This is a genomic window from Virgibacillus sp. SK37, assembly GCF_000725285.1.
Taxonomy (GTDB): Bacteria; Bacillota; Bacilli; order Bacillales; family Amphibacillaceae; genus Virgibacillus_Q.
In genome coordinates this window covers 1,544,036-1,560,529 of the sequence record NZ_CP007161.1, presented here as the reverse complement: position 1 = coordinate 1,560,529, position 16,494 = coordinate 1,544,036, and the positions used below count along the sequence as shown (strand labels likewise).

Sequence of the window (16,494 nt, the reverse complement as noted above, 5' to 3'; positions counted from 1 at the left end):
CAGCACCCACGGGTTTTTCTTTTACAACTCCATCTCTTCCCCAATCTTCATTACCTTTCCTTCTCCTGTTTTTACTTTGCTTGCAAAGTCTTCTGGATCCTGCTTGATTACAGGGAAGGTGTCATAGTGAACGGGTACTACGGTTTTCGCTTTAATCCAGTCTGTTGCGATTAACGCATCCTCTGGTCCCATTGTGAAATTATCGCCAATTGGGACAAATGCTAAATCAATATCATTCATGTCACCATACATTTTTAAATCGGTAAATAACGCTGTGTCCCCCATATGGTAAATGGTTTTCCCTTCAATTGTTAATAGAATTCCACCAGGCATTCCTGTATAAACAATTGTGTTGTCCTCTTCAGTATAGGAGGAACCGTGAAAAGCCTGTGTGAATTTCACATTACCGAAATCAAATTCGTTGGCACCGCCAATATGCATTGGATGTGTGTTCAACCCTTTAAAACCTAAGTAAACAGCCAATTCATTGGGCGCGACTACAAGGGCATCATTACGTTTAGCAATATCAAACGTATCACCAACGTGATCATTATGACCATGTGTTAGTAAAATCACATCTGCTTCCACTGTATTTGGATCTAAATCACATGCTTCATTTCCGGAAATAAACGGATCAATTAAAATTTTGTGGGAGTCTGTTTCCACCCTTACAACAGAATGACCATGATAAGATACTTTCACATTATCTCTCCTTTTTCATTTGCTCTACTCTATCGTTTCGACAGAGACTCCACTAATTCCTTTACCCTATTTTATTTGTTTCTAATAGTTTTTCCAAGCTTTTTCATAAATTTGTATTAAGTGTGGATCAATTAATGTATTTGGTTTTAAGGTTAGGTCTTTTCCATTCCTTCCCTCTATATCACCGTCTTCATCCTTACCAAAAACAGCAAGACTAGGAAGCAGTTCCGACTTTAGATATCTAGTTGGAACAGTTATTTTCAATTCATCCAATTCGATATCTTTTCTGCTTGCCATTACAAAGCCCCAATTACCAAAACTTGGTACATCAATGTGCAGATTTTCTGTATTTAAACCTGTAGAGGAAATGGTCTCCGAGATGGTCCAGTATACTTCTGTTGCAAAAACCGGACTTGTTGCCTGTACCATCATGGTTCCTTCTGGTGATAAATGATTACGGACCAGTGAATAAAATTCTTTCGTATAAAGCTTATTCAAGCTCTCATTATTCGGATCAGGTAAATCAACGAGAACAACATCATAAAACACTATAGACTTTTCGAGAAACTGAAAGGCATCTTTATTTTTTACGTGTACTTTATTATTTTTTAGTGATCCGTCGTTTAATTCAAGTAAATATTTGTTGGTGTTCGCAAGATCTATGACTGCTGGATCAAGATCAACAAGTGTAACATTCTCCACCGTATCATACTTCAACACTTCCTTCGCAGCCACGCCATCCCCACCGCCTAAAATGAGGACATTTTTTGGTTGTGGTACAGATGACATCGCAGGGTGTACCAACACTTCATGATAGCGATGCTCATCTGTCGAACTTAACTGTAACGAACCATCTAAATACAGGCGAACATCCTCCTCATCACGTGTAAGAATAATCTTTTGGTAACTACTTTCTTCCATGTGGAGAATGGGGTCTTTATATAGCTTTTGTTCAAATGTAAAGGCGAGCTCCTCACCAAAAAACAGTCCAATTATCAAAAGAATTGCGATACCTGTCCCAATAACTGCATGTACACTAAAGTATTTAATCTCTTTTCGAAATAGCCATAAGACAACTAATGCTACCGTTACATTAATACAGCCTACCAAGAAGGCAGATTTAACCATGCCAAACTGGGGACGTAATAAAAATACAAACAATAATCCTCCGATTAACCCACCTGCATAATCAGAAAAAAGGACTCTTGCGGTACTCTTATTTAATGTAACACCAATCTCATTTGCTTTCCTTATTAAAATAGGTAGTTCAAAACCTGTTAATGCACCGATCACTAATGTAATGAGATATAAATAGAATGCATCCGTTCCTTCTGGAGCAAAAGCAGTTATACCAAACATGGTAAAGCTGGAAAAGCCTCCAATCACTGCTACACCAAATTCAACATACACGAAGGCAATAATCAAATGTTTCATTACCTTTTCACTTAAACTGGCTCCAATTCCCATCCCAGTTAAAAATAGAGAGATAATAAGTGTATATTGTTTTACTCCATCGCCTAGTATGTACGAACCAAGTGCCCCGAAAAGCACTTCGAAAATAATACCACATATGGATACAATTCCCGAAGCCCAGTAAATGATGTTACTATTTCTTTCGGCTGAATTTTTCACTATTATCACTCCAAATTTTAGTTCAGAAACAAAAGGTGGCTTCTCGCCAGTTAAATGACGGAAGCCAGTTATAATTCACTATTATTTAAGGAACTTGTGAAATTATGTAATAGAAGCTCCGATAACAAGTGCTAAACCAATCGATACACCAACTGAAATAAGACCTACTGCTTTATTGTTTTTCAGTAATTCATCCTGCACAGAAAAGCTCTTGGTAAAAAGATCAAAAAGGCCATAAGCAACCATCTGCAGAACTACTCCTACAATTCCCCAGATGATCGTTTCATAAATAACAGAACTGTTATATATTGCAAATGCTAATACAACGCAAATACCGATTATTTTCCCTAGGATGGACAATGCCACTGCTTCGTTTCCATTCTTTACTTCTTCCATGTCCTTATATTTTCTCGTCATGTTTTCAAATATAATTAATCCAATAATAACTATTACAATTGATATTACAAAATACAAAAGTGTTGCAATAAATGGTTCCATTCCATTTCCCTCCTTTTATTTCCCTGCACCAGGCCCGCCTCCGCGATAACTGGTATTTCCTCGTTTTGGTGTACCATAAGCGCCACCACTATATCCGCCATAGCAACCACCATTTTGGCATTCTCGGGCACGTCGGTCGCTCCAATTGTTTCCAAGCATACTATCAAGCAGCCGATACGTGAAATACGTGCTTAAAAAACTGGGTGCGTAATTATTACGTACAAATTCTTTACTTGCCACTTCAATTACCATTACACTACTGTCGTCTTCACTTGGTTTAACAGTAACAAAGTCATCTTGATAAACCATAATTTGTTGTTGATCCTTTTCTTCACTAATCTCTCTAGGCTCTATCACGGAAGCGAGCAAGGAAACAAGTTCCTCCCGATTAAATCGCTTAGTTGCAAATACTTCCGCATCATATGTATCACCATTCACTACATCTATTAATGGAAAATGAGCTTCTATTAAGTCATCAATTTCATAACTTTCATCTGCTTTAATAGAGGATATAAGTTCATTTTTTTCCGGTTCATCTGGTAGTTCTTCAGAAGTAATGCTTATTTCTTCATCCATGCCTCTGTCTGAACATGCAGTGAGCAATAGGATCAAGAGAGAGAAAAATCCAAGCATCAGCCATTTTTTATTCAATTTACTTCCCCCTTCCTACCATGAAAATAAGGAATAGGAGCAGCTAAGGAACTGCTCCTGCACAAATAATTATTCTTTCCCCATTTTCTTTTTTAATGCTGCAAGTTCATCATCGACATTATCGTTATTCAATTCTTCAAACTCATCATCCAATGAACGGCTTGATTGAGACATATCTTCACTTGTCTCTGCTTCTGCCTCATATTGCATTACTTTTTCTTCCATTCGTTCAAATCCACGTTTGGAATCATCACTACCAATAGAAGACATGGTACGATTCATTTTTGTGCGGGTTCTTGCTGATTCAGCACGTGCTTTTAAGGAATCCTTTTTCAATTTCATTTCTTGGTATTCCTTTTTCATTTCTTCCAATTTATTACGAAGCGTGTCAGCATCCTGTTTAGCACGTTCCCATGATTCATTTAAGCTGTTGGCATTTGATTCATGTTCATTCTTATCTTGAAGTGCGCGTCTTGCCAAATCTTCATTGCCAGCTTCAATTGCTTGTTCTGCTTGTTTCTGTCTCTTTTCTACAAGAGCTTTCGCATCATTTGCTTTACGTTTTAACATTTTTTCGTTTGCGATTTGCTTAGCTACAGCTGCTTCTGCCTCACGAATATCTTCAGACATGTCACGCATAAACTGGTCAAGCATTTTCACAGGATCTTCTGCTTTATCCAACATAGCATTTAATTCTGAACTGACAACTGTTTTCATTCGACCAAAAAATTTAAACATAATACATTCCTCCTATATAGTTCCTGCTAATATTTTCAATTCAAATTCTTCAATAGGATAACCATAACTCGCTTCTGTTTCAGTTCCCCATGTTTCAAAGCTTAAAAAATGTTCTTCTTCAGAATCACTATAGTCAGCATAATGAGTTTGGCTACCATTTATATTAGCGCTTCTTCCTTCTCCAACAACATTTGCCTTACCTGATTCTTCTAAATAATATTTTCTGTTTTCATACGACATTTCTTTTGGGTAGGGCGTAGAAACAGGTAGCTGTATCTTCTTGTAAATACCTAATTCAAGTTCGTCATCCATCTCAGCGGATAACCATAATGTATTTTTACCCTCTAATAATTGATAACCAAGCCACTCATAACCACCATCCCGATATGTGATTTTACCTACCACCTCATAATCGATTAAGTCATAAGTAACAATATCTCCAACTTGAATTGTTAATGCAGTTCTCTCCTTCACTTCAGGTTTATCCTTTTTACTGCTAAAAAGCTTGGAAAAGAATCCCATAGCCACACCTCACAATTGTTCATGAACTCTGTTCCCTATCTAGTACGAGTAACTCCCGACTTAGGTTTCAAAAAACATAACAAAAAATATTTTTTTTACAAACCTATTATAACGTAGTTTATTCCTATGTAAAAAGAAGAAGAGCTAAGATGCTCTTCTTCCATCAAATGAGATTTAATTTTTTTGGTTATTAAAAGTGTGAATTGCTTTGTTATTATGAAGCTGATCCTCGATAACACCACTTTGATAGCTTTCATTTAATTGGTTCTGAACAGCTGCTACGCCAGTTTCATCTTCAAACATTCGTTCAGGGGTATGTCTTTTCTCCTTTTTAGCCATGTGATCACCTCCACACTTAGTTTACCCATAAAAAAGAAACAAATAGTAACTTATATTTACCAATTCCAACCGAAAATTGATTGTTCCTTCATTTATAAGGGTATATAATTATAGTGAAGGGGGAGATAAACATGGAATATAAACATATTGTAGTAGCCGTGGATGGTTCCGAAGCGTCTGAAAAAGCGTTCAAGAAATCATTAGACATTGTTAAACGTAACAATGCTAGACTTATTCTCGCACATGTTGTAGATTCCCGAACCTTTGCCACTGCAGAAGCATACGATCGAACACTTGCTGAGCGTGCTGAAGAATATGCGAAGGACTTATTGGATAATTATGTGGAACATGCAAAGGCAGCAGGAATTAAAAATCTTGTCCGATGTGTAGAATATGGTTCCCCTAAAGTTAAAATAGCAAAAGAAATTGCTCAAGATTTTGAAGCAGACCTAATCATTTGTGGTGCCACTGGAATGAGTGCAGTTGAACGTTTCTTAATTGGTAGTGTTTCCGAAAGCATTACACGCTATGCAAACTGTGACGTCTTAGTAATCCGGTAATAATAAATAAATGCTAGCGTATCATACGCTAGCATTTATTTATAGTCCTTTTTAATCTCTTTGCTCATGTGAGATATTTCTGGAATAATAAGCTTATTCATCGCTAGTTTTACTGCTCCAGAAGAGCCTGGAGTAGATATAATTGCCGTTTGTCCAAGCACTCCTGCTACTGCTCGTGATAATATAGCTGCAGATCCGATATCCTCTTTATAACTTAAGTACCTGAAGATTTCCCCAAATCCTGGTATCTCTTTTTCAAATATAGCTGTAACAGCTTCTATGGTTACATCCCTTCCAGCTATACCTGTGCCACCATTCGTCAAAACTACTTCAATATGAGGATGGTCACAACCAGCCCTTACTGCTTTTTGAATAAGTGAATATTCATCAGGGACAATCTCCCTCATTACAACATGGTGCCCAGCTTGCTCTAATAAATCCTGCATTAAATTACCACTTTTATCTGTCTCCACCGTGCGTGTGTCACTAACTGTGATGATCATACAATTAACAGGCTGATTATTTTGCTTATGCTCTGTAACCGACAAGTTATCCCCTCCTTGCTTAAGCTACTTGTTCAGAACTTTTTCCACTGTATCCCTTGCAATCATTACTTCTTCATTTGTAGGGATGACGATAACTTTAACAGGTGAATGTGGGTAATTGATAAATCTTTCCTGTCCCCTTACCTTGTTTCTTGAAGGGTCCCAATACACGCCCATAAATTCCAATCCATGAAGTACCTTTTCCCTTACAACATCACTATTCTCGCCTACACCTGCTGTGAAGATTATCGCATCAACACCTGACATTTTTGCTGCATAGGAACCAAGGTATTTATGGATTCGCCCAGCAAAAACCTCCAATGCTAGTTCTGCCCGGTCATTATCTTTAGCCTGCTGTTCAATATCCCGTAAATCACTTGAAAATCCGGATAATGCCAACATTCCACTTTCTTTATTTAATACATGGATGACTTCTTCTGCCGTTTTTCCCGTTTTCTCCATAACATATGGAATAAGTGCTGGATCTATGTTACCTGAACGTGTTCCCATCGTAACACCTGCCAGTGGAGTAAATCCCATTGATGTATCAATAGATTTTCCTTCTTGAATTGCTGCAATACTTGCCCCGTTACCTAAATGACAAGAAATGAGACGCAACTGTTCTACTGGCATATTTAATAATTCAGCAGCACGCTGAGATACGTATTTATGTGAAGTTCCATGGAAACCATATTTACGAATGCCATAATCTTTATAGTATTCATATGGAAGGCTGTATAAATAAGATGACTCTGGCATTGTCTGATGGAAAGCAGTATCAAACACGGCCACCATTGGAACTTCAGGTAGTACTTCTTTAAACGCTACTATTCCTGTCAAATTAGCAGGGTTGTGTAATGGGGCAAGCTCAGAAAGTTCTTCAATACTTTGAATAACGTCATCTGTAATAGGTACAGAATCACTAAAGCGTTCTCCACCATGCACCACGCGATGACCTACCGCATTAATTTCATCAAGGCTTTGAATTACTCCTGAGCTTGTTAAAGCGTGCAGAACCTGTTTAACAGCGATTTCGTGATTTGGTATATCCTGAATTGTTTTTTCCTTATTATCTCCTATTTCCAATGTGAAAATGGAATCCTTTAAGCCAATGCGCTCTGTTAGTCCCTTTGCAAGCACAATTTCCTCAGGCATTTGAAATAATTGGAACTTTAGTGAGGAGCTACCCGCATTAACAGCTAATACATTACTCATTACCTTTCATCTCCTTTTGATATGTGACGAACCAATCGTTCATTTGATTAAGTATATCACTCATTCCTGTTGTATTTTTAAAGGAAGGCATTTGGGCCAAGAGTGGTTGTTTAGGTGAACGTGTATCTTGACCTTTCTTCTGCAGCACCAGAATGCTCTTAATGTTTTTTTCGGATTTAAACGCACTCTCTGGCAAACGAATGACTCCAGTAATATGGGAGTGCTCTTGTAAATAAGCATGTAGTTTGTCAGATTGATCACTATTAAAAATAAAATCCGGTACGACAAAAATCAAGTAGCCTCCAGGCTTTGTATAGTTCATTGCTTGTTCAATAAATAAATGATGGGCATATGAGTTACCATTCTCTGCTTTTAGCTCATATGTATCTGCCTGGACATCATCGGGATAGTATCCAACCGGGAGATCTGCGATAATTAAATCAACCGGGTCAAGTAAAAATGGACGTAAACTATCTTGATGAAAGAATTCAATACTTTTTTGTTGTAAATTTGCACTTAAAACGGCTAATTGGATCAGAGTAGGATCTACTTCTCCAGCAAAAGCAATTAGTTTCTTTTCTTTTAAATGTTCCATTACCGTTGTTACTAAATTTCCTGTCCCGCCAGCAGGGTCGAATAAACGCACTTCTTCTTTATCAGCAGTTAATTTTTCCGCAAGATAACCAACAAGTAGGGCAACGGTTTCCGGTGTCATAAGGTGCTGTTGTTGTGTAGAATCCTTCATACCTTTTAACACGGCAAGCTGAATCCCTTTTCGAATCTCCTCTGTTTTGTAAGAAGTAATGTCAACTTGATCTAGATTATTTTGTAGTTTTTGGGAAAATACTTCATCTAAATCTTCGGGAATATGCTTTTCAAACAAAATTTCCATCGTATATATTAAACTGTCCAAGTAGGGCTCATTCACATGCTGCTGTATGATACCCGCAGTATTATCCAACCATTCATATAGTATTTCCACGTTTGTTTTTTTCATTATAAGATTCCTCCATCTACTCCGTTCAAAGCGCTTCTATTGTACCAAATCATAGCCACATTTGTGAAACAATAGCGAACGAAAGCGCAAGCACCTTGATCACTAGAGCCCAAATAAAGCTTTACTATTTTACACAAGTAAAAATCCCTCCTGGTTCAGGAGAGATTTTCTATCAAAATTTATAAACTAATCTGCTTTTTTGGCAGCTTCCAGCGCTGCATCATAGTCAGGGTGATCGCTCACTTCCTTGACATATTCCGTATAGGTGACTATATCATTAGAATCTACAACAAATATAGTCCTTGCGAGCAGGCGCAATTCTTTAATAAGCACACCGTATTTTTCACCAAAATCCGCATCTCGATGATCAGATAATGTGTCTAATTTGTTAATTTCATGTTTTTTCACCCAACGGTCTTGTGCAAAAGGTAAATCCATACTAACAGTCAATACCTTTACATTGCCAATCTTCTCAGCTTCCTCATTAAACCGCTTTGTCTGAAGTGCACAAACTCCTGTATCAATAGATGGAACTACACTTATTAATTTTACTTTACCTTGATATTCTTTCAGTGATACTTCATTTAGATCATTGGAAAGAGCCGTGAAATCAGGCGCACTGTCACCAACTTTAATTTCTTGACCTACTAACGTTACCGGATTTTGTTGGAATGTAACATTTGCCATATGAATCATCCCTTCTATTAAAGTCATCTTTAGCTACAGTATGAATAATTTGGTAACAGTTGTCCACTAATACCTTTTGTTTAACATTATATATCATAGTGACTTTGTGATTCAGTTCCTTCCTTATTTCCTTCATTTTTTTTCGGGGCTTGTTTATTTTTACTGTTTGTTTCCTTTAAAATCTGTTGTATCTTCTCTACCACTTGAGGTGCTGAGTGAAGCATCTTTTCATAAATATGTGTCTGTTGGTCCAAGTGAACCATTTTTATTCCATTCTTACTAACGATTAGAAAAGCTACAGGAGTTATCGATACTCCTCCACCACTACCTCCACCAAAAGGTAGTGCAGCTTCTGAATCTCCTTGCGATGCATTTGCTCCAAATTCGCTTCCTCCCGCCGCAAAACCAAATCCAACCTTGGACACTGGAATAATCATACTTCCATCCGGAGATTCAACTGGGTCCCCAATGATTGTATTAACTTCTACCATATCTTTTAAGTTTTCCATAGCAGTTGTCATTAAGCCTTGAATAGGATGCTCTTCCATTCTAAAATCCTCCTCTTTCTATAATTATTTTCACTCTTTTCCTTAGAGATAAGCCGCAATCCTTTAAAAAATACGTGTATAGCTTTCCCAATTCGAATAGAAACCATGCATGTTAGCTCAGTTTGAAAAAAAGTCTGTTGAAAATGTGGTTCAACATTTATAAATGGCTCACATTTCAAGTTACTTTTTTCAACTAATTGCCCGATAATAATCCCTTTTAATGACCATATAAGCCCAGTAACCGTTCCTGTAATACAAGCATCCCCCGCTCCACCTGCAGTTCGCCATGTTAACTTTTTGAATTGTATATTACTCAATAGAAAGGTTAGTAATTTACTTGAAGATTGAAGTAATTGCTTCCATTCATTCAACGTAACAGGATAGTTGTCCAACTCGATTGATTTATTCTCTGAATAAGAGTGAAACAATGTCTTTCTTCTATATAATTTTAATTTAAATAAGAAAAGTTCCATATATAGGTACTGTTCATTTTTTGAATAAACTAACTGCAGCTTCAAATTAATTTTTGCAATTAATAAAGACAACAGAATGATAGTCAGAGCAGAAATGATTACAATCCAAAGCATTTTTTCCCTCTTCTCATGTTACTTTGGATTATTTTGCCACAGTTCTCTAACTTTAATCGTGGAATAGTAGGATATAGTTCTTCAAAATGCTAAAATTAAACTAGATAAACAAAAATGGAGGGAAAATAATATGGTTGCTCGTAACAAAATTTATTTCTACTATGCCCCAGATGATACACTTGATGATAAAATTGCCTCATTAAGAAAAGTAGCTGAGGATGAAGGCTTTGAATTCGTGGACCAAGCCAAGGACGCGAATATTATTGTTAGCATAGGAGGAGACGGCACGTTCCTACAAGCAGTGCGAAAATCCGGTTTTAGACAGGATTGTTTATATACTGGCATCACCAGAACCGATGAGTCAGGTTTATACTGTGACTTTAATTTAGACAATTTTAACGAAATGCTCCATACGATCCGAAACGAAGAAATGGAAGTGCGGAGATTTCCGGTTATTAAAGTAGAAGTTAATGGGGAGACGTCCTTCTATTGTTTAAACGAGGTAAGTGTCCGTTCCACCATTATTAAATCCATTGTCATTGATGTACTTATTGATGATGACTATTTTGAAACTTTTCGTGGTGACGGCTTAATTGTAGCAACACCTACTGGAAGCACAGGCTATAATAAATCCACACATGGAGCAGTGATAGATCCTAAAATACCTTGTATCCAAGTATCTGAATTAGCATCAATAAACAATAATCGTTATCGTACACTTGGTTCATCCTTTGTACTTAATAAAGATCGCAAGCTTACTTTGCGGATTAGACAGGATGGAAATGATTATCCGATTGTAGGTTTAGATAATGAAGCATATTCGATAAAAAATATTCAAGATCTTACTATCTCCTTAGAAGGGAATGTAATTAAAACCGTTAAGTTAAAAAATAATTCGTACTGGGACCGTGTTAAAAGAACTTTCTTATAAAGCACTAAAGCGCGAACGCCTTGCAATCGCAAGCGAATAATTGTAATCACGTATCTGTCATGTACAGTTATTGCTAAAAACGGCATGAGGCGATAAGCAGGCGACTTTTGCCGACAAAGACTTGATAAAGGTAAAATCTTATGCTTCCTTACTTTAAATTTAAAGGGCTATCCCTTCATTGGGATAGCCCTAAACCAATATTATTTAATTGTTATTGACCTTGCCCACCAAATTGCTGTTCAGCCATTTGAACTAGGCGTTTTGTAATTTCTCCTCCAACAGAACCGTTGGCACGAGACGTAGTATCAGCACCAAGTTGCACACCAAATTCTGAAGCAATTTCAGTTTTCATTTGATCTAAAGCTTGTTGAACACCAGGAACTACTAATTGGTTAGAATTGTTGTTTGCCATGTGAGTTCACCTCCCTTGGTACTACTAGAATGTGTAGTAATGAAGGATTACATTCATGAATGTTACTGGTAGTTGTTGACAATTAGCATGATAGGCATTGAGAAGGTCTAGAAGCCTTGAAGAGATGATTTATAAGCATAGATTCTACCGCAAATATTGAAGTACAACCGTATTTTGTTTCTCCATAGTTGGAGGTAACTGCGAACTAACTTTTTGATGAAAAGCTCAGTGAAATATTTGAGGGGAAGAGCCCCATTGATTTTCGTTGTATGCGGACGCTTTCACACCTCCGGGTACAAGTGCGACATCTGCTCGTTATCTCGCAGTGTCTTCTTTGCCGTCGGCATGTCTTCAGCCGCTTCCTCCGTTACGCTCCGTTTAGTGTCTTCAGCTCATGCTATTCCGGCAGGAGTCGCGGGCCAACAGGACAGGGAAAGCTTCTAAGAGAAACATCGCACGATGAAAAAGCGGGTTTCTTTTTCGATGACGTTGGTCATGCAATCGTTGCCACATATGTTTTCGATGGGACGAGTTAGCGCAGTCCCAGGACGTGGCGTTCTTAGATTGCCCCATTCCACTCCAATCAATTTTTACACAGCACATCCTGGGTGTATTCGAACGCAATTTTTCTTCGTAAATATAATAGTAAATAGTAGCGAAGAGGAAATATGGAGACTCCTCGAAAATGACAATACACATTTTCTTCGTGCGATGCCTTGCTGACGACTATCTGCCTTCTGCTTTCATAAAAAAAAGCTGAACAATTTGATTTATGAATCTTTGTTCAGCTTTTTTATATTTGCTTTCTTTATTTAAAGGAGATCATCTAACATATCCTTTTTATCATCTTTTGTTGTTACCTTTATAGTCTCAATTCCTTCTACTGCTTCCCTTAGCAACTCACTAAAATCATTTTTCTGTTCAAAATGACTTGCTTTCTCACGCTTTGGTTTCGTTTTGGGAGACTTAGGAACAAATATAGTACAACAATCCTCATAAGGTAAGATGGAGGTCTCATATGTGCCAATTTCCTGGGAAATGTTGATGATATCCGATTTATCCATTGTGATAAGTGGACGGATAATCGGATAAGTTGTTACTTCATTTATTGCATTCATACTTTCCATTGTCTGACTAGCAACCTGACCCAAATTCTCTCCAGTTGTCAACGATAAGATCGATTGCTGTTCACAAACCTGTTCACTAATCCGCATCATCATCCGACGCATAATAGTCATTGCATAACCATCTGGCATCGTTCTGAAAATTTCCTGTTGTAATTTTGTAAAAGGAACAATGTGGACGTGAATGGATTTACCAAACTTGGTCAATTGTTTTGCAAGATCGAGCACTTTTTGTTTCGCTCTTTCACTCGTAAACGGTGGGGAATGGAAATGAATAGCCTCAATCTGTACTCCGCGTTTCATAGCCAAGTAACCGGCTACTGGACTATCAATTCCTCCCGAGAGTAAAAGTAGTGATTTTCCTGATGTACCTACGGGAAGCCCGCCAGCACCTTTTATTACACTAGAAGTGATGTAGGTTGCCTCCAGTCGGATCTCTACTCTTATTTCCATGTCAGGTTGATGCACATCAACGGTATAGTTATCCGTATTAGTAAGTAAATAACGACCCAAATGTTGATTCATTTCCTGTGATCGTATTGGAAAATCTTTATTAATCCGCTTTACTGTAATTTTAAATGTTTGAATAGATGGGTTTTTTTTCAAAGCAAATAATGCCGCCTCTTTAATAGCACTTTCTTCATTTTCCACTTTTATGGCTAAGCTCATACTTTGAATTCCAAAAATATGCTTACATCTTTCAATAATTGGATCAGGTTCGTGTCCATTCAGCAAGATGAACATCCTTCCCTGCGTCCGTTTCACTTTCACATTAGGAAAATCATTGAGCTTATGCTGAATATTCTCCTGCAGTTTTAGTATAAACATCTTTCTGTTTTTTCCTTTAAGAGCCATTTCTCCATACCGGATTAATATATGGTCATATTGCATAATAATCTACTCCATTACTTTTCTAAATTGGTTTATTGCTTTTTGAAGATAATCCGCGAATTGCAGGATATCTTCCTTTGTAGTTGAATAAGACATGCTGACACGGTAAGCAGATGATGCTCGCTCCTTCGAATGCCCGCATGCAAGTAAAATCCTGCTCTCTTCTTTTTGTTTTGACGAACAAGCAGATTTAGTGGAAATATATATTTCTTGCTCACCAAGCATATGAATAATCACTTCTGGTTTTGTGCCCGGAACGGAAAAATTCATGATGTGAGGAGCAGCGTCAGGAGGTGTATTAATTTGTACCTCAGCAATTTCAGTTAATTTTTCTCTAAGCATTGCTTGTAAGCTTTTTAGCTCTGCTCCTTGAGTTTGCTCTTTCTCCTTGATAAGCCTAAGAGCTTTCCCCAAAGAAACTGCTCCTGCCAGGTTTTCTGTCCCTGAGCGAAAAGACTGTTCTTGGTTACCACCATGAAATAAGGGAAACAGTTTTACGCCTTGTCTCATATATAGTATACCCGTTCCTTTTAAGCCATGTATCTTATGCCCTGATAAAGTACAAAGATCTATTCCACAATTCTTTAAGTCTAAAGGAACCTTTCCAAAGCCCTGAACATGATCTACATGAAGAAATAGCTTTGGATATTGCTTGCATATTTCCCCTATTTTTTCAATTGGTTGAATGGTGCCAATTTCATTGTTCACATGCATAATACTAATTAATATTGTATCTTTCCGAATAGCAGCTTCTAAGTCCTCTATAGATATTACACCATTTTTATTTACTGGTAAATAAGTGACATCAAATCCTAGATCCTCCAAGCTTTTACATGCATCATAAACAGATGGATGCTCAATCTCTGTAGTAATAATGTGCTTTCCCCGTTTATGGTGCTCTAAAGCAATTCCTTTAATTGCTGTATTATTGCCTTCCGTCCCACCGGATGTGAAGATAACTTCTGATGGGGTGACATCAAGGATTGACGCTACCTGGTTCTTTGCTTTTGTCAGAAGTTGTTCCGATTGTCCTCCTAATTGATGAATGGACGATGGGTTAGCAAAAAACTGTGCTGACGCCTGTTCAAAGCTTTTTATTACAGATGGGTCCGGTATAGTAGTTGCACTGTTATCCAAATAAATCATTTTTTGTACCTCATTTCAGCAAAGAAAAGGATATTTTTAAAAATATCCTTTTCTTTGCTTATTACTATTTTTTTAGTTTGCTGTTTGCTGAAATTCCTCGATTTTCTTTAGAGCCCCTGGTTCAATTTCTTCAATTGCCTTTGCTGCATGCTCTAAAGCAAGTTCATAATCGTACGTTCTAAATAATCGCTCAGCTTCAGCCAGCTTAGCAGCCAATAATGGATATTGACTTCTATATCTATTCGCATATTGAATGACCTGTTCAGTCAAGTAAGCCTGATCCAACATCACATTAGTTTGCTCAATTACATGCTCAACAGCATCATTTGCTTCTGCTAGAGCTTCTTGTACATTTGACATTTCGAGTGGCTGTTTCTCGAGTACTTTCATGACACGATTGTTTTTATCAGATGCTTTTCTTATCATATCCCAAATAAACTGCGGTACTCCCGGCACATTACTTTTCTTTAGTTTACGTTGAGTATCTGCTAATTTATTGCGAATATCAATTAATTTTTCTTTTGCCTCAAGTTCATCTTTCCTTAGATTTTGAACTCGTTTTCTAAAAGCATCATGTTTTTCATTTAATTCCTTCAATTGCTCAAATCCCTGCTCCACTTGTTCACGCAACTTGGAATGAGAGGTGTCTTCATTGTCTAACTCCAGTAACAGTTCTTCTAACTCTGTTTTGAGCTTAGCTATCGTGTTTTCCAACATCAAATAACGTTCCATGTCATGATCTTCAAAGTAATAGGCATGTTTTAATTTTTCCACTTCCAGCTTTGTATCAAGAAAGGCATTATTGATGTCGCCTAAGGACTCTTCATAGCTAGGTATCTGTGTATCTAAGTAGTTTTTAGCAAGGGCTTCTTTTTCCAACAACTGATACATCTCTTTAATCCGTACTTCCACATCTTCTATGAGTGACTCCGTATTTTGTAAGTCTCCAGATTCCAGTTTTTTCACCATTAATAAAAGTTGCTCTTGATATGTACGAATTTCTTTTTCAAATGCCAGGTGCTCTACTCGGTAACCATCTTCTTTCATCCCTTTTATGCCACTATAAAGATTGTCTAGTTGTGAAGGTAATTCATATTTACATAATTTATATATTCTTGGAAATGCCTCCAACTGTTGTTCCAATTGGTCAAGACTCAATTTAATCTCATCGACAATCTGTTTTGCCTCCAGATAATTTCCTTGCTCCACCAGACTATAGTAGTTATCCAATTTTTTCTCGAGCACATCGATTTCTTTATCGAAATGTGCCTCTGCCTTTCCATATTGATATCGATTTTGGGAAAGTTTTTTTCTACATGCTTTTATATGTGGTAATATTTCTTCTACCTCTTGTCTGCTGGATTCCTCTGATTGCAATAATTCGTCTACTTCTGCAAGCAACTTCTCAATTTCTTTTTCAATTGATTGGAGAATTTCTTCTACATTATGTAAGATTTTCTTCGCTTTGGAAAAACGGTATCGGTCTGCACTTTCCTCTGCATCAAACAAATGTTCTTCAATATCTGGTAATTCCTTAGTAATAATAAATTCCCAGCGTTCTTTCCAAGCTTCAAATTTTTCTTGTGTTTCCCCAGATAAGTTTAATGTTTTAATTTTACTAAGATGTGCAGCTACATTTCTCCCCATAATATCCATTTTCCATGCCTCATAGCGGTCAACATGATCGTATATTCGTTTCCGCATGATTAGGCCAATAATAATTAGAGCAATGATTACAAGAATTATTCCTATGATATACGCCATACAAT

Annotated in this window: 19 protein-coding genes; 2 read left to right on the top strand and 17 right to left on the bottom strand. The window is 37.2% G+C overall.

Features of this window, described 5'->3' with window-relative positions; genetic code table 11:
* Window positions 1-21: 21 nt before the first annotated feature.
* The 7 genes from X953_RS08055 to X953_RS20050 form a co-directional block, all read right to left on the bottom strand.
* On the bottom strand, window positions 22-702 hold the full coding sequence (locus X953_RS08055) for a metal-dependent hydrolase (protein ID WP_040955111.1): 681 nt from the start codon (window positions 700-702) through the stop codon (window positions 22-24).
* Window positions 703-783: 81 nt separating this feature from the next.
* Window positions 784-2,334: a polyamine aminopropyltransferase gene (locus X953_RS08050; protein WP_369792733.1), complete on the bottom strand. Its 1,551-nt coding sequence runs from the start codon at window positions 2,332-2,334 to the stop codon at window positions 784-786.
* 102 nt (window positions 2,335-2,436) lie between these two features.
* A complete protein-coding gene (locus tag X953_RS08045) occupies window positions 2,437-2,832 on the bottom strand; it encodes a DUF350 domain-containing protein (protein ID WP_040955110.1) in 396 nt (131 codons plus the stop codon).
* A 15-nt stretch (window positions 2,833-2,847) separates the two neighbouring features.
* Window positions 2,848-3,483: a DUF4247 domain-containing protein gene (locus X953_RS08040; protein WP_040955109.1), complete on the bottom strand. Its 636-nt coding sequence runs from the start codon at window positions 3,481-3,483 to the stop codon at window positions 2,848-2,850.
* A gap of 69 nt (window positions 3,484-3,552) precedes the next feature.
* Window positions 3,553-4,221 carry a PspA/IM30 family protein gene (locus tag X953_RS08035; RefSeq protein WP_040955108.1) on the bottom strand — a complete coding sequence of 223 codons (669 nt, stop codon included), beginning with the start codon at window positions 4,219-4,221 and terminating at the stop codon, window positions 3,553-3,555.
* A 12-nt stretch (window positions 4,222-4,233) separates the two neighbouring features.
* Window positions 4,234-4,743 (bottom strand): DUF4178 domain-containing protein, encoded by a 510-nt coding sequence (locus X953_RS08030; protein WP_040955107.1) that lies wholly within the window; start codon window positions 4,741-4,743, stop codon window positions 4,234-4,236.
* A 174-nt stretch (window positions 4,744-4,917) separates the two neighbouring features.
* On the bottom strand, window positions 4,918-5,082 hold the full coding sequence (locus X953_RS20050; protein WP_198023329.1) for a hypothetical protein: 165 nt from the start codon (window positions 5,080-5,082) through the stop codon (window positions 4,918-4,920).
* A gap of 131 nt (window positions 5,083-5,213) precedes the next feature.
* Here X953_RS20050 and X953_RS08025 point away from each other — a divergent pair, with 131 nt between their 5' ends.
* Window positions 5,214-5,642, top strand: a complete 429-nt coding sequence (locus X953_RS08025; protein ID WP_040955106.1) for a universal stress protein — start codon at window positions 5,214-5,216, stop codon at window positions 5,640-5,642.
* A 35-nt stretch (window positions 5,643-5,677) separates the two neighbouring features.
* Here X953_RS08025 and X953_RS08020 read toward each other — a convergent pair whose 3' ends face one another.
* From X953_RS08020 to X953_RS19085, 6 genes are all read right to left on the bottom strand, one after another.
* Complete coding sequence (locus tag X953_RS08020) at window positions 5,678-6,190, bottom strand: molybdenum cofactor biosynthesis protein B (protein ID WP_040955105.1); 513 nt, start codon at window positions 6,188-6,190, stop codon at window positions 5,678-5,680.
* A 21-nt stretch (window positions 6,191-6,211) separates the two neighbouring features.
* Window positions 6,212-7,402 carry an acetate kinase gene (locus X953_RS08015; RefSeq protein ID WP_040955104.1) on the bottom strand — a complete coding sequence of 397 codons (1,191 nt, stop codon included), beginning with the start codon at window positions 7,400-7,402 and terminating at the stop codon, window positions 6,212-6,214.
* A complete protein-coding gene (locus tag X953_RS08010) occupies window positions 7,395-8,399 on the bottom strand; it encodes a class I SAM-dependent methyltransferase (protein ID WP_040955103.1) in 1,005 nt (334 codons plus the stop codon). The genes X953_RS08015 and X953_RS08010 overlap by 8 nt, the downstream gene beginning before the upstream one ends.
* Before the next feature lie 186 nt (window positions 8,400-8,585).
* A complete protein-coding gene (gene tpx / locus X953_RS08005) occupies window positions 8,586-9,086 on the bottom strand; it encodes a thiol peroxidase (RefSeq protein WP_040955102.1) in 501 nt (166 codons plus the stop codon).
* Between the two features lie 86 nt (window positions 9,087-9,172).
* A complete protein-coding gene (gene ytfJ, locus X953_RS08000; protein ID WP_040955101.1) occupies window positions 9,173-9,634 on the bottom strand; it encodes a GerW family sporulation protein in 462 nt (153 codons plus the stop codon).
* Window positions 9,607-10,221, bottom strand: a complete 615-nt coding sequence (locus tag X953_RS19085; protein WP_052350090.1) for a DUF2953 domain-containing protein — start codon at window positions 10,219-10,221, stop codon at window positions 9,607-9,609. The genes ytfJ and X953_RS19085 overlap by 28 nt, the downstream gene beginning before the upstream one ends.
* A gap of 130 nt (window positions 10,222-10,351) precedes the next feature.
* Between X953_RS19085 and X953_RS07990 the strand changes: the two genes are divergently transcribed.
* Entirely contained in the window at window positions 10,352-11,152 is an 801-nt protein-coding gene (locus X953_RS07990) for an NAD kinase (RefSeq protein WP_040955100.1), read from the top strand.
* A 211-nt stretch (window positions 11,153-11,363) separates the two neighbouring features.
* Here X953_RS07990 and X953_RS07985 read toward each other — a convergent pair whose 3' ends face one another.
* The 4 genes from X953_RS07985 to ezrA form a co-directional block, all read right to left on the bottom strand.
* Entirely contained in the window at window positions 11,364-11,564 is a 201-nt protein-coding gene (locus tag X953_RS07985) for an alpha/beta-type small acid-soluble spore protein (protein WP_019378565.1), read from the bottom strand.
* Window positions 11,565-12,376: 812 nt separating this feature from the next.
* Window positions 12,377-13,579, bottom strand: a complete 1,203-nt coding sequence (gene thiI, locus X953_RS07980; protein ID WP_040955099.1) for a tRNA uracil 4-sulfurtransferase ThiI — start codon at window positions 13,577-13,579, stop codon at window positions 12,377-12,379.
* A gap of 6 nt (window positions 13,580-13,585) precedes the next feature.
* Window positions 13,586-14,725 carry a cysteine desulfurase family protein gene (locus X953_RS07975; protein ID WP_040955098.1) on the bottom strand — a complete coding sequence of 380 codons (1,140 nt, stop codon included), beginning with the start codon at window positions 14,723-14,725 and terminating at the stop codon, window positions 13,586-13,588.
* 72 nt (window positions 14,726-14,797) lie between these two features.
* Window positions 14,798-16,489 (bottom strand): septation ring formation regulator EzrA, encoded by a 1,692-nt coding sequence (ezrA, locus tag X953_RS07970; protein WP_040955097.1) that lies wholly within the window; start codon window positions 16,487-16,489, stop codon window positions 14,798-14,800.
* Window positions 16,490-16,494 lie beyond the last annotated feature (5 nt).

Coding starts and splice junctions, on each gene's coding strand:
- X953_RS08045 (WP_040955110.1), bottom strand. CDS start 2,832: ATGGAACCATTTATTGCAACACTTTTGTATTTTGTAATATCAATTGTA.
- X953_RS08035 (WP_040955108.1), bottom strand. CDS start 4,221: ATGTTTAAATTTTTTGGTCGAATGAAAACAGTTGTCAGTTCAGAATTA.
- X953_RS08030 (WP_040955107.1), bottom strand. CDS start 4,743: ATGGGATTCTTTTCCAAGCTTTTTAGCAGTAAAAAGGATAAACCTGAA.
- X953_RS20050 (WP_198023329.1), bottom strand. CDS start 5,082: ATGGCTAAAAAGGAGAAAAGACATACCCCTGAACGAATGTTTGAAGAT.
- X953_RS08025 (WP_040955106.1), top strand. CDS start 5,214: ATGGAATATAAACATATTGTAGTAGCCGTGGATGGTTCCGAAGCGTCT.
- X953_RS08015 (WP_040955104.1), bottom strand. CDS start 7,402: ATGAGTAATGTATTAGCTGTTAATGCGGGTAGCTCCTCACTAAAGTTC.
- X953_RS08010 (WP_040955103.1), bottom strand. CDS start 8,399: ATGAAAAAAACAAACGTGGAAATACTATATGAATGGTTGGATAATACT.
- tpx (WP_040955102.1), bottom strand. CDS start 9,086: ATGGCAAATGTTACATTCCAACAAAATCCGGTAACGTTAGTAGGTCAA.
- ytfJ (WP_040955101.1), bottom strand. CDS start 9,634: ATGGAAGAGCATCCTATTCAAGGCTTAATGACAACTGCTATGGAAAAC.
- X953_RS19085 (WP_052350090.1), bottom strand. CDS start 10,221: ATGCTTTGGATTGTAATCATTTCTGCTCTGACTATCATTCTGTTGTCT.
- X953_RS07990 (WP_040955100.1), top strand. CDS start 10,352: ATGGTTGCTCGTAACAAAATTTATTTCTACTATGCCCCAGATGATACA.
- X953_RS07985 (WP_019378565.1), bottom strand. CDS start 11,564: ATGGCAAACAACAATTCTAACCAATTAGTAGTTCCTGGTGTTCAACAA.
- thiI (WP_040955099.1), bottom strand. CDS start 13,579: ATGCAATATGACCATATATTAATCCGGTATGGAGAAATGGCTCTTAAA.
- X953_RS07975 (WP_040955098.1), bottom strand. CDS start 14,725: ATGATTTATTTGGATAACAGTGCAACTACTATACCGGACCCATCTGTA.
- ezrA (WP_040955097.1), bottom strand. CDS start 16,489: ATGGCGTATATCATAGGAATAATTCTTGTAATCATTGCTCTAATTATT.